General features: G+C 41.9%; 11 protein-coding genes. 4 read left to right on the top strand and 7 right to left on the bottom strand.

Going from position 1 to position 13,529, the window contains the following annotated elements; all coding sequences use genetic code 11:
• Positions 1-119: 119 nt before the first annotated feature.
• Complete coding sequence (msrA, locus tag C5745_RS06630) at positions 120-632, bottom strand: peptide-methionine (S)-S-oxide reductase MsrA (protein ID WP_105716205.1); 513 nt, start codon at positions 630-632, stop codon at positions 120-122.
• Between the two features lie 145 nt (positions 633-777).
• On the opposite strand from msrA, the gene C5745_RS06625 reads away from it, so the two are divergent.
• Positions 778-2,013, top strand: coding sequence for a C40 family peptidase (locus C5745_RS06625; RefSeq protein WP_105716204.1), 1,236 nt, complete (start codon positions 778-780; stop codon positions 2,011-2,013).
• 4 nt (positions 2,014-2,017) lie between these two features.
• Positions 2,018-3,085, top strand: a complete 1,068-nt coding sequence (locus C5745_RS06620) for a dipeptide epimerase (RefSeq protein WP_105716203.1) — start codon at positions 2,018-2,020, stop codon at positions 3,083-3,085.
• On the opposite strand, the gene C5745_RS06615 is transcribed toward C5745_RS06620, so the two are convergent.
• The 3 genes from C5745_RS06615 to C5745_RS06605 are packed head-to-tail and all read right to left on the bottom strand — an operon-like array spanning position 3,072 to position 7,618.
• A complete protein-coding gene (locus C5745_RS06615) occupies positions 3,072-4,754 on the bottom strand; it encodes a sodium/sugar symporter (protein WP_105716202.1) in 1,683 nt (560 codons plus the stop codon). The genes C5745_RS06620 and C5745_RS06615 overlap by 14 nt on opposite strands.
• A gap of 47 nt (positions 4,755-4,801) precedes the next feature.
• Positions 4,802-6,133, bottom strand: a complete 1,332-nt coding sequence (xylA, locus tag C5745_RS06610) for a xylose isomerase (RefSeq protein ID WP_394342063.1) — start codon at positions 6,131-6,133, stop codon at positions 4,802-4,804.
• 3 nt (positions 6,134-6,136) lie between these two features.
• On the bottom strand, positions 6,137-7,618 hold the full coding sequence (locus tag C5745_RS06605; RefSeq protein WP_105716201.1) for a xylulokinase: 1,482 nt from the start codon (positions 7,616-7,618) through the stop codon (positions 6,137-6,139).
• Between the two features lie 98 nt (positions 7,619-7,716).
• Between C5745_RS06605 and C5745_RS06600 the strand changes: the two genes are divergently transcribed.
• Entirely contained in the window at positions 7,717-8,742 is a 1,026-nt protein-coding gene (locus tag C5745_RS06600; RefSeq protein WP_105716200.1) for a LacI family DNA-binding transcriptional regulator, read from the top strand.
• Positions 8,743-8,754: 12 nt separating this feature from the next.
• Here C5745_RS06600 and C5745_RS06595 read toward each other — a convergent pair whose 3' ends face one another.
• Positions 8,755-10,908 carry a cation:proton antiporter gene (locus C5745_RS06595; RefSeq protein WP_105716199.1) on the bottom strand — a complete coding sequence of 718 codons (2,154 nt, stop codon included), beginning with the start codon at positions 10,906-10,908 and terminating at the stop codon, positions 8,755-8,757.
• Between the two features lie 105 nt (positions 10,909-11,013).
• Positions 11,014-12,189 (bottom strand): ABC transporter permease, encoded by a 1,176-nt coding sequence (locus C5745_RS06590; protein WP_243403270.1) that lies wholly within the window; start codon positions 12,187-12,189, stop codon positions 11,014-11,016.
• A 126-nt stretch (positions 12,190-12,315) separates the two neighbouring features.
• On the opposite strand from C5745_RS06590, the gene fmt reads away from it, so the two are divergent.
• Positions 12,316-13,230, top strand: a complete 915-nt coding sequence (gene fmt, locus C5745_RS06585; protein WP_105716197.1) for a methionyl-tRNA formyltransferase — start codon at positions 12,316-12,318, stop codon at positions 13,228-13,230.
• A gap of 11 nt (positions 13,231-13,241) precedes the next feature.
• On the opposite strand, the gene C5745_RS06580 is transcribed toward fmt, so the two are convergent.
• The gene (locus C5745_RS06580) at positions 13,242-13,448 is read right to left on the bottom strand and encodes a helix-turn-helix domain-containing protein (protein ID WP_105716196.1); all 207 of its coding nucleotides are present in this window, start codon (positions 13,446-13,448) and stop codon (positions 13,242-13,244) included.
• Positions 13,449-13,529 lie beyond the last annotated feature (81 nt).

Raw genomic sequence — 13,529 nt, 5'->3', positions numbered from 1 at the left:
ACAGTTATTACAGCAACGGCAATAAAAAAACCTCGCTTGCGCGAGGCTGCATAGTTTTGTAAATAAACAAACGAAACCGTTCTTAAGCACCAGTGTGGAGAACACTTGTGCTATCGATTTTACTTATATTCTTTCAAAAACTTCTGTAACTTAGGAGCAATAACCGCGGCACAATAGGGATTTTCGGGATTCTGGTTAAAATAATCGCGATGGTAGTTCTCCGCTTCCCAAAATGTTTCTGCGGGTTCTACTGCCGTTACTATGAGGTCTGAAAAAACAGCCTGTTTTTCCAGTTCCGCAATAAAACGTTCGGCAGCTTCTTTTTGTAGCCCATCGTGATAAAAGACGACAGAACGGTACTGCGTTCCGATATCATTTCCTTGCCTATTTAACGTCGTGGGGTCATGTGTTTTAAAAAAGACCTTCAATAACGTCCCAAAATCAACCTTGGTTTCGTCAAAATCTAGTTGTACCACTTCGACATGACCCGAGTCTCCATTGCACACTTCCTTATATGTTGGATTAGCTGACTTTCCTCCCATATAACCCGGCAAGACACTGCGGACACCTTCTATGTTTTGGAAGATCGCTTCGGTACACCAAAAACATCCTCCTCCAAATGTTGCTTCCATAATAATACAAACCTAAATAAAATGTCCCTCATTCGCGAACGGACACGAATTTATTTTCGGCATCTATCCTTTGAACAGTCTTTTGAAGGGAAGTACCTTTACATCCGCGTTGTTTTGCATTATATTGCATATCTTCGTGTCTATCATGACAAAAAGCGTAAACTTTCTCCATAAAGCTACCTATCTGATAGGTAGTATTCTATATACGATATCGGCATCTGCACAAGTAGACTCAACTATATACTTTCGAGTTCAAGACCTCGTCGAGACTACAAAAAAAGAATACGCGCCGGATAAGCGGACAAAACTGCTGGAAATTGCCGAGGCGGATGCGACACAGGACACCTACAAGATTCAAACTAGCGAAAGCGACATTAAGGAAATACTCCAAGCTCAATTTGCTGCTCTATCCGGGGATTTCAAGGTCAACCTCTTACCCGAACAATCACTTGGCGAACATATTTACGGTATCGTGAACATATCCGTTGCTAACCTCCGTACAAATCCTTCCCATACAGCAGAAATGGCCTCCCAGCTGCTGTTAGGTACACAAGTTGATATTTTACAAGAAAAGAGCAGCCATTATCGCATACGGACTCCCGATGGGTATATCGCATGGGTGCCCTCCTCCTCTATCATCCGGATGGATAAAGCGGAATTATCCATCTGGAATAAAGCGCCCAAATTACTGTATACGGGCGAGTTTGGAAAGTCCTATTCACAACCGAAAACAAGTAGTCCACGGGTCTCCGATTTAGTATATGGCAATATTTTCGTTCTCCTAGTGGAAGACCAGAATTTTTTTAAGGTGGCTTATCCTGATCAACGGATTGCCTACATTCCGAAACAGGAAGCGGTTTTATTTGTCGATTGGCTAGCAACGAGGCAAGCCACGGCCGATAATATCCTGACAAGCGCAAAATCTATGTTGGGTTCACCGTATCTCTGGGGTGGAACCTCGGCAAAAGGGATAGATTGCAGTGGCTTTACAAAAATCTCTTTTTTTATGAACGGCTATATTGTTCCGCGGGACGCGTCACAACAGATAGCAGCTGGGAATCCCATTGAGATTCTGGACAGTGCTGAAAATTTTGCACCGGAATTGGCAATGCAAAACCTACGTCCCGCTGATTTATTGTTCTTTGCATCCAATAAGGGAAAGGGGCCAAATCCTGGCATAACACACGTGGCCTTGTACATTGGCGATGGCGCGTTTATTCATGCGGCTGGTAGTATGGTAAGGATCAATAACCTGTTGCATGGTGCATCGGATTATGACGAAGAGCGTGCCCGTACCATTGTCGCCGCACGTCGCTACATAGGTGTCGACGATATCGCTATTCAGAAAATTGCAGAAAACCCTTATTACAATATAAAATAACACTATGTCTAGACTAGCAGATTGGACAACAAGGAAAATGGGAAAATTTACACTACGCTTCCAGCCTTATACCTTGGAAATGAATCATGTATTTACGGTTGCTTCTTTCAGCCGTACCAGTACACCTGTTATTTTGACGGAACTGGAATATGAAGGTGTGGTCGGCTATGGCGAAGCCAGTATGCCGCCTTATCTCGGTGAGTCGCAACAAAGTGTAACCAAATTCCTGAATAAGATTGACTTATCTACGTTTAGCTCACCTTTTGATACGGAGGAGTTGTTACATTACGTAGACAGCGTCGAGGAAAAGAATACCGCAGCTAAAGCTTGTATCGATATAGCCCTCCATGATCTGCTGGGAAAGCTAATGGCACAGCCATTCCACAAAATATGGGGATTAAATGCTCGTGTTATACCGCCAACTTCCTTTACGATCGGAATCGATACAGAAGAAATCATACACAAAAAGGTATTGGAAGCAGAACAGTTCAAGATCTTAAAGGTCAAACTCGGCTTGGATACCGATAAGATGATAATCAATACCATTCGGTCTGTAACAAATGTTCCTTTATGTGCGGATGTCAATCAAGGTTGGAAAAACAAAGAACAGGCACTAGAGATGGCACATTGGCTTGCCGAGCGTAATGTCGTGTTTATCGAGCAACCCATGCCTAAAGAACAAATAGACGATATGGCTTGGTTAACAGAACGCTCTCCTATTCCAACGATTGCCGATGAAGGATGTCAACGCTATAGCGATATTATTGGTTTAAAACACGTTTATACAGGCATCAATATCAAGTTGATGAAATGCACCGGCATGCGCGAAGCAAAAAAGATGGCAGAGCTCGCAAGAGCATTAGATATGAAGGTAATGCTCGGCTGTATGACAGAAACGTCTTGTGCTATTACTGCTGCCGCACAGTTGGCTCCTATCGTGGATTGGGCTGACCTCGATGGTGCGCTCTTAATTAACAACGATGTATATGACGGTATGAAGATATTAGATGGTGAATGCCACTTACCCGATCGACCGGGTATCGGCATCCACCATCTTTTTACCAATACATGATATATAAAGCGGCCGTTATCAACGTCACCAAAAGTGCACCGACGACAAAACCTGGATGCGCTTTGAACATCTTTGTATCGACTTCTAATCCCTTTGGTACCACACCACGAGCGTTCTCAATTTTGCTGATGATATACATACTGACGATACAAATTACAAATACGAACCCCATGCGATCGATGAAAGGTATTTCATATAATCCACTTGCCGGATTTATCACCGCAAAACCTGTTGGGTTTAAAAAGGATAAGTCAGCAAAATTTGGCAGGAATTTAAAGAAAACGGACAACAAGAATCCACCTATGGTCGCAAATAGAGCGGCGTTAGAGGTTGTCTTCCTCCAGAAGAAGCCAAGGATAAACATCGCAAAGATACCCGGCGAGACAAAACCTGTATATTCTTGAATATATTGGAAGCCTCCTTTTTTATCGATACCTAAATGTGGAGCGATCAGTACAGCGAGTATCATAGATACAATAATAGTGATCTTACCAGTATTAACTAATTGTCTTTCAGAAGCGGTCTTGTTAAATACTTTTTGATAGATATCGAGCGAGAAGATAGTCGCCACGCTGTTTGCCTTTCCAGCCAAAGATGCCACGACCGCCGCTGTTAAAGCCGCAAATGATAAACCTTTCAAACCTGACGGCAATAAATTTAACAGTACCGGATAAGCACGATCCGGATTCAGCTCTCCTCCCTGTAACATTTCCGCTTGGAAATGCCCATCTTTCCATAGCACATAAGCAGCGATACCTGGAAGTACAACGATAATCGGCATCAATAATTTTAAGAAAGCAGCAAACAAGATGCCGTTACGCGCCGTTTTCAAATCAGCACCTAACGCCCGCTGCGTAATATACTGATTACAACCCCAATAATTGAGGTTGACAATCCACATCCCCCCGATCAAGACGGATAATCCCGGTAGATCCAAATAGTTCTCGTTATCCTTTGCAAAAATCATTTCAAAATGCTCAGAGGCCTTGTCTGTCATAATAGCATAACCGTTCAAAATTCCTTCACCACCATAGTGTTCTGAAACGAGGCTTAACGCGAGATACGTTGTTGCTAGGCCACCAAGTATTAGAAAAAAGACCTGGATAACGTCCGTATATCCGATTACTTTCATTCCCCCTAACGTGATGATAACCGCAAACACTGCAATAGCGTACATACAGAATTCCAAGCTAAAACCAGATATACTACTCACCGCTAGGGCGCCCAAATACAAAATGGATGTTAGGTTGACCACGACATATAGTGCTAGCCAAAAAACAGCCATAATCATCGCCACTGTACCATTATAACGCTTATGCAGAAATTGTGGCATAGTGAAGATCTTGTTCTTTAGATAAACAGGGATAAAGAACACAGCCACAATGATTAACGTAATAGCAGCCATCCACTCATACGTCGCTATCGCAAGCCCCATCTTAAAGCCAGAACCACTCATACCAATGAACTGTTCTGCAGAAATATTAGAGGCTATTAACGATGCTCCAATAGCCCACCATGTTAGCGAACCTTCTGCAAGAAAATAATCTTTGGAGTCTCCCCCAGCTACCTTTGATCTTTTTTTATTATAGACCCAGATTCCATATGTCGCGACGATTACGAAATAAACGAGAAAAACTAAATAGTCTGGAGTTGATAATATATTGTTCATACGGTTTATTTGATCACGGCTGCTAAGGTAATAAAAGAATTTAAAAATTAAATAAATCGACTTATGATATTTTCAATATATTCCTGTCTACCACTGGTTAACGTTGGCTCTCCGTATTGTACGGCGTAGTTTCGTAAATCCTCCAATCGCATGTTGCCGCTTTCAAAATCAGCTCCTGTACCGCTATCAAAGCTACTATAGCGCTCCGTCCGTATCTTTTTATAATCTGAATGTTGTAAGATGTTGTCTGCGATAATAAGAGCTCTCGCGAAACTGTCCATACCACCTATATGCGCATGGAACAAATCTACCGGATCGGTTGAATTTCGGCGTATTTTTGCGTCGAAGTTTACACCTCCACCTTGTAACCCACCTGCCTCTAAAATAACAAGCAAGGCTTCAGCGAGCTCATTTAAATTGTTGGGAAATTGGTCGGTATCCCATCCATTTTGATAATCGCCACGATTCGCGTCAATAGATCCCAATAAGCCGGCGTCTGCAGCAACCTGTAATTCATGCTGAAAAGTATGTCCCGCTAACGTTGCATGGTTTACTTCTAGATTCAACTTAAAATCATCCAACAGATCAAATTGTCGCAAAAATCCTATCACGGTAGCCGCATCGTAATCATATTGGTGCTTTGTCGGCTCACATGGTTTCGGTTCAATCAGAAAAGTTCCTGTAAATCCTTGTTTTCTCGCATAATCTCTTGCCATATGAAGAAAGCGTGCAAGGTGCTCTTGCTCTCTTTTCATATTGGTATTTAAGAGCGACATGTAGCCCTCTCGTCCGCCCCAAAAAACATAGTTTTCCCCACCCAAAGCAACGGTAGCATCTATCGCGGTCTTCACTTGTGCTCCGGCATGTGACAGTACACTAAAATCTGGGTTGGTAGCGGCACCATTCATGTAACGATGGTGGCTAAATAGGTTCGCCGTACCCCATAATAACTTCACCCCGCTCTGTTGCTGTTTTTCCTTTGCATATTGCACGATTTGTGCCATATGACGTTCATTCTCCTCAATATTGTCCGTGTGGTCAATCAAATCGACATCATGGAAACAATAATAGGCAAGCTGCATTTTGGTCATGAACTCGAAAGCGGCATCCATTTTATCTTTCGCGCGCTCTAAAATCGTTGTTTTTTTGTCCCAAGAAAAAAATAAGGTAGGGCCACCAAAAGGGTCAGACCCGTTTGCGTTGAAAGAATGCCAGTAGGCGCACGCAAACTTGAAATGCTCAGCCATTGTCTTTCCCGCTACCACACGGGAGGCATCATACCAACGAAACGCAAGCGGATTATCTGAATCTTTGCCTTCATATTTTACTTGTCCGATGTTTTTGAAATACTCTTGATTTCCTAATAAAATATTCATCATGTTTTAAATTGATAGTTTATGTGTTAGACTTTTTTTCCATTTATAATATAATTCATCATATAACTCCACATGCGTTGGCGCTATAGTAGCGCGCTTTTTAAGGCTTGAGAACGCTTCCCTGCGACTGACATATACACCAGCCCCCAGCCCTGCACCTAATGCAGCTCCAACACTGCCATCATTATCATACAACTCAACACCAATCCCTGTGGCACCGGCAAAAGATTGTTGGAATATAGGGCTCAAGAATAAATTAGCGTATCCGGCGCGAACAACTTCCGGCTGAATGCCATTCTCTCGCATAATATCCAAGCCATATCGAAATGCAAAAGCAATCCCTTCCTGCGCCGCTCGCCAAAGATGCGCAGCATCGTGACGTACAAAGTCCAGATTTTCGATATGTGCATGCACCGTCTTATTCAACAGCATCCGCTCTGCACCGTTACCGAAAGGTAATACTTGGACGCCCTCAGAACCTATAGGAACGGTTGCAGCCAACTCATTAATTTGCGGATAGTCATATCCCATCGCCGATATTTTTTTCAACCAACTATTCTGAATACCCGTCCCGTTGATACACAACAGAACCCCCAGGTTGGGATTATCATCTTCATAATTTACATGAGCAAAAGTATTGATTCGAGATTGGCTGTCATAAACGAGTTTATCTGTCACTGCGTAAATGACCCCTGATGTTCCTGCGGTTGCCGCTACTTCTCCCGGTTCGAACACATTCAGCGAAAGGGCGTTGTTCGGTTGATCTCCCGCTTTAAAGGTCACGACAGCTTCGGGCGAGAGCCCCAATTCTTGGGCAACGGCTGGACGGATCTTACCATAGGTCGAAAAAACAGGAAATAATGCCGGAACTAATGTTTCCTCAATACCATAGTGATGTAATAACGTTTCAGACAAACGGTTTGCTGCAAAATCCCATAGGACGCCTTCCGATATCGAACTCACATTCGAATTTATCTCCCCCGTGAAACACATACTCAAATAATCACCGGGCAACATAAACTTATATATCTGGTCATACAACTTCGGCTCATGTTGCTTTACCCACGCCAGTTTAGAAGCTGTAAAATTCCCGGGAGAATTCAAATGGGTTGTTAAAAACGACTGTTCTTCCAATTTGGAAAAAGCGTCGTTCCCTAGTTCTACAGCTCTACTGTCACACCAGATAATCGCATTTCGCAGTGGCCTGTGTGCCTTATCAATAACTACCAAACCGTGCATCTGATAGGCTATTCCGATAGCACTAATATCTTTTGGATTATATAATCCGCTCTTATGTGCTTTTTTTATAGCTTCCTTTGTATGAGACCACCAAGTCTTTGGATCTTGTTCAGCCCACCCCATTCGATCAGACAATATGGGTGCCTCTGATTCCGGAAAGCTCGTCGAAACTAGTTTGGTGTTAGTTGCCGCATCCACAACGGAGACCTTAATAGATGAGGTGCCTAAATCTATCCCTAATAATAACATATTCTTATAAAATATAAAACGATTGTAATGCAACCGCTTGCATAAAATTATTGAATAAATTTTATATTTACAAAAATTAAATTTAAAAAGATTACATTTTGGCTAAGAAAACGACGGTTTACGACATTGCAAGAGAGCTCAATATCACTGTATCCACGGTATCTCGCGCATTGAATAATATATCAACCATAAGCGAATCCACTCGCAAAGCTGTTTTAGAAACGGCAAAGCGCTTGAATTATCGTCCCAATAAAATCGCCTCGTCCCTTACTTCGGGCAAAACCTATACAATTGGCGTATTGATTCCGACCGCCCAGATCCAGTTCTTCGCGTCAGTTGTCCACGCGCTAGAGTTGTCTTTAAAATCGTTTGGTTACAGTATTCTACTGTACCAAACCAACGAATCGTTGACTGCTGAAAAGAATGGTATAACGACTCTTTTAGAGGCACAAGTAGATGGCATAGTCGCCTCTATGTCTTTGGAGACAAAAGACCCATCTCATTTTGAAAAAGTTAAAGAAGAGGGCAAACCGCTTATCATTTTTGACCGTACACATAACGACCTGCAATGCCCTATGGTGAAGATTGATGACCTACATGCAGGTTATATTGCAACAAAACATTTATTGGACGAAGGTTATCAGAAGATAGCATATATCACCACCAAACATACGATTAAGATTTTTAAAGAACGGTATGAAGGATATCTACATGCTCTCCAGGAGGCCGGGCTTGTCGCAAATCCGGGATACACTATACGCGGTGAGCTGAACGTGGAAGGGGGATATAACGGCACGCATCAACTACTGAAACTCCGGGAACGTCCAGACGCCATCATTGGCGGTGACGATTATGTAGCGCTTGGAATTATCAAAGCATTACACGACAAGAACATAATACCTCCAGAAATTGGTGTGATAGGTTTTGCGAATCAAAATTTTTCGGAACACATCATACCAAGTCTTTCCACCATTGATCAACAGGCATTAAAAATTGGGACTGCTTGCGCAAAGATGTTCCTCCAAATTATCGAACAAGCACCTACTTTGCGCACAGAGCAAGCACCAGTTGTAATTGAACCGCTGCTTCTTGCTAGAGAGTCAACCAACCGAAAAAACAAATAAACCGTAAAGTTTTTATTCTTTAGTAAACATATTGCCAATTTCACGGCTGATTTTACGGAAAATCGGTGCTGTTGGAACGTCTTCGTAATCATCAATATGCTGGTTTTCACGACGGCTCGGAAAAATCAAAATCAGGTTTTGTTTCTTAAAATAACGCCCTACCCTTTTCGCCAGGCCATCTAGTGAATCGCGATAAGATACATCTCCATAACGTGCCGATACAAATACCAATAGCGCATCCGCATTACTAAAGGTCGCCAATCCATATATGTTATCCCAGTCTTCATAGTTGTCGAACGAGCAAGGAACACTCGTTTCGAGCATCTTTAACACTTCCAAAATCGCCGTTTGTGTACGTTTGTCACACACAAATTTGAGCGTCAACGTTAACTCCCCAGCTAATTTCAACATTTTTTCCATCCAGTATTCAAATCCTTTTTCCGATTCGGCTAAAGGGGGAACAAAAATTATAATGGATTTGTTAGAAAGGAAAGGATTATCGAACCTACACATAAACAAATTGGCATCCGTGCGGTTTAAAATGCTCGCCGTCTTCTCGCCAACAATCTTATCGATAAAGGACGTAGCACTTGGCCAACCTAAAATCAGACAATCTGCTAACAATTCTTTTGACGTACGTCCGATACCACTTGCAATGTTAAAATCGATAGTGGAAAGAAGATCGACTTCCATCTCTGATCCCGACGCGTATTTCGCCATGCTATCTAAGTTCTTCCGCGCACTTGTCATGTTTCTCTCCGCTTGTGCATTATCTGCTACTACACTGAGAATATGAAGTGGATGTGGGGATTTTTTCGATTTTATCAATGTTGCAAAATCCAAAATTGGTTCCATCGTGTCTAAGTTTGCTATAGGCAACAATAGACGTTCTTCATGTTCAGGAACGTGCTCAATATGCTCATCATCTTGATGCCCTTCCATCACGATACGACGAGATGTGTTTTCCGTTACCAAGGATGCTATGATGCAAGTGATCAAAATTAACACGATTGTGCCATTTAAGACATTTTCATCGATAATTCCCCTATCGTACCCTACCATGATTATGGCCAACGTAGCGGCCGCATGCGCATTGCTCAACCCAAAGATTAAGTTCCGGTCATTTTTGGTATATTTCGCAAAAAAACTGGTTGCAGTTGCCGCCAGGAACTTGCCGGTTACAGCAACAACAGTCAATGTTCCTGCAATGATAAGCGCCATAGGCCCCTTCATTAACACGCTAACATCTACTATCATCCCCACTGAAATTAAAAAGAAAGGGATAAAAATAGCGTTCCCAATGAACTCTATTCTGTTCATCAGTGCAGAGGAATGCGGAATTAGCTTGTTCAATGCTAATCCCGCAACGAATGCACCGATGATCGGTTCCAGCCCCGCAATTTCGGCAAGAAATGCGGCAAAAAAAACCACCGCAAGAACGAAAATATAATGTGCTGTTTTTTCGCTTTCAATTTTCTGAAAGAACCACTTGGCAATCCGTGGGATAATCCCGAACATGATAAATAAAAAGAGTACGAACGATACACCCAAGGTCACCCAGAAATCTTGGTTAATTTCGCCTTGTGTTGCACCGACAATGACAGCAAGAATAATCAGCACCGCAGTATCGGTTAAAATCGTTCCCCCAATAGTAATTGCTACGGCTTCCCGCTTCGAGATCCCATAACTATTGACAATCGGATACGACACCAGTGTGTGCGTAGCGAACATGCTTGCTATCAGTATACTTGGCAAAAGATCATATCCCAAGAAATAGCGGCAAACGGGGAAACCTATACTAATAGGAATAATGAATGTTAAAAAACCAAACAATAAGCTTTTGTTTCGGGTTTTCTTAAATTCGTTCATCTCCAATTCTAGCCCGGCGATAAACATAATGTATAAAAGTCCAATCGTAGAAAATAGGTCGATTGCATCTACCCCATTTCCTTGTAGTGTATCCTTGTCAATTTTTGCCAGCCAATTCAAACCATGCGGTCCTAAAAGCACGCCAAACAAAATCAGTCCGATGATGCCCGGCACTTTGATAGGCCGCAGAATAATTGGCGAGACTAGAATAATAGTAAGGATAATAGTGAACACCAGAACAGGGTTCGTTATCGGTGTTGAAAATGCCGCTGATATGTGATGCAAAAGTTTATCCATAGAAGTAACTATTGTTATAATAACAAATAGAAGCGGAAAATAGCAAAACTTTAGCCGATTTCCTAATCAAAACATACAAAAAGCTATCGGACAAACTTATCTCGATTATTTAAACTGTATAACTTTGATTGGCGAAATCCGGCTGATGAGCATCGCCGGAACAAATAAGGCCAGTAAGCCAATTACGGCAATGGCAACATTCAGCCCAACGAATTCATACCACGCAATGTCCATTGGTACGTAATGAACATAATAGGTATAAGGGTCCAGTTTAAAAAAATGTGTATGGGTTTGAAAAAAATAAAGAGAAATGGCGATTAAATTGCCTATAAAAAGACCGATGCCAATAAGATATATAGAGCCATATAAAAACACCCGTCGAATCCTGTCGTTGGGACAGCCCAAAGCTTTCAGTACACCGATCATAGAAGCGCGTTCTAGGATACTAATCAGCAAGGAGGACACCATATTGATAACAGCCACAACAACCATCAACACGAAAATAATGTTATCGTTCATATCGAGCATGTTCAACCAGTTGAATATATCAGGCATTTGCTGTACAATATTAGTGGCGTCTAATTCGATGGGTAAGACTTTGTCGATCTCCTGTGTGGTTTGTTCTAACAAATCGAAAGAGGTAATCCTAATTTGATATGCCCCCACCTCATTCTCCTGTAAATCGTTTAGCCGTTTAATCAGATCCAGCGACCCAATGACATAGGTCTTGTCTAACTCCTCCGAATGTGTAGTATAAATACCTTTAACAGTAAAAGGACGTCGGCGAATCGGATCCTGTATAAAATACATGATGAACTTATCTCCTACATCCAAATGTAATCTGTTAGCTAAATATTCAGAGATCAAAATCTGCGTATTACCTGCTGAGGAAAACTCAAGTGTGTCCCCTTGTATAATGTTTTTTTGTAGGTATTGTTGGTTATAACTTTTATCTATACCTTTTAATAGTACGCCCTCTACTTGTCCATCCACGTTCATAATGCCTGCTTTGGTAGCGAAAGGCGTGATATCGACAACTTGCGGTATGGCCGCTAGCTGCTTTAAGTCTTGGGGCGATAATTGAATAGGCGTATTTTCGTAAGAAGCACTCAGGTCATTTTTCGTTACGATGATATCGCCGAAGAATCCCCTTTGTTTGTCGATAATTTCCCGTTTAAATCCATTCAGTATAGCGACTGACAAAATAACGGCGGAAATAGCCAGTGCTAACGCCCCTATAGTCACGCGAACAATCAGCTTCGAAAACGTTCGATGCCCCATGAAAGTGATCCGCTTAGCTAAAAAGTAAGGAAAATTCAAGGTGAATATTAATTTTGTAACTTCGCAAAGTTAATAATTTTTGTCACTTAGCGATATTTCGTTTTAACACTAAAAACTGAAAAATATATGCGAATTATATTTATGGGTACCCCAGATTTTGCAGTTGCATCTTTGGCAGCACTGTTGCAGTCTGGCGAAGAGGTTGTTGCCGTAGTCACCACACCGGACAAACCGGCAGGACGAGGGCAGAAAATGCACGAATCAGCCGTTAAGAAGTATGCCGTAAAAGAGGGGTTACCGGTATTGCAACCAGAAAGACTTAAAAGTCCCGAGTTTATCACAAGACTCCGGTCTTACCAGGCGGATCTACAGGTTGTGGTCGCTTTCCGTATGCTCCCCGAAGTAGTTTGGAATATGCCTTCTTTAGGCACCGTCAATGTACATGCGTCACTTCTTCCGCAATATCGGGGCGCTGCTCCTATTAATCATGCCATTATCCAAGGCGAAACACATACCGGGGTAACTACGTTTTTATTACAGCACGAGATTGACACTGGTCACGTACTTTTCTCACAACAAGTGGAAATCGCTCCGCGAGATACGGCAGGTGTTTTACACGATAAATTGATGGTCGCCGGGGCGGAAGTGCTGTTAAAAACGATCAGTGCGTTGAAAAATAACGATACACACCCTATACCGCAAACACAATTGGAAACGGCTGAGCAAAAAACAGCACCGAAGATCTTTAAACAAGATTGTAACATCATATGGAATAAGCCAACGGATCAGGTGTACAACCAAATAAGAGGTTTAAGCCCTTACCCTACGGCGTACACCCTGTTAAATGGAAAAGTTTTGAAAATCTTCGAAACAGAAAAAGGGCAACCGATTGGTGAAGCTCCTGGAGCGTATACCACCGACGGAAGAACTTTTCTATCATTTGCCACACAAGACGGGTCGCTTTCCATTATCTCTCTCCAACTTGAGGGAAAAAAAAGAATGCAAATAGATGAGTTTTTGAGAGGATATCGATTTGAATAACAGGTTTGTTTTTAGTCACTTATGTATTCCATAATATCTCCAGGTTGACAGTCCAGCGCCTTGCAAAGCGCCTCTAAGGTACTCAATCGAATTGCTTTAGATTTCTGATTTTTAATAATAGAAAGATTTGACAGCGTTATCCCTACGCGATGACTAAGCTCATTCAACGAGACTTTCTTTTCTGACATAATCTTATCTAAATGAATTTTAATTGGCATAACTTCTCCATTTTAAGATGACACATTGACCTTATAGTAACAATTCTAATATACAATATGTTTTATTGAATATCAAAATTT

Source organism: Sphingobacterium haloxyli (genome assembly GCF_002980525.1).
GTDB classification, from domain to species: Bacteria; Bacteroidota; Bacteroidia; order Sphingobacteriales; family Sphingobacteriaceae; genus Sphingobacterium; species Sphingobacterium haloxyli.
The sequence above is the reverse complement of the archived record's forward strand: the minus strand, read 5'-3'. Positions and strand labels throughout refer to the sequence as shown.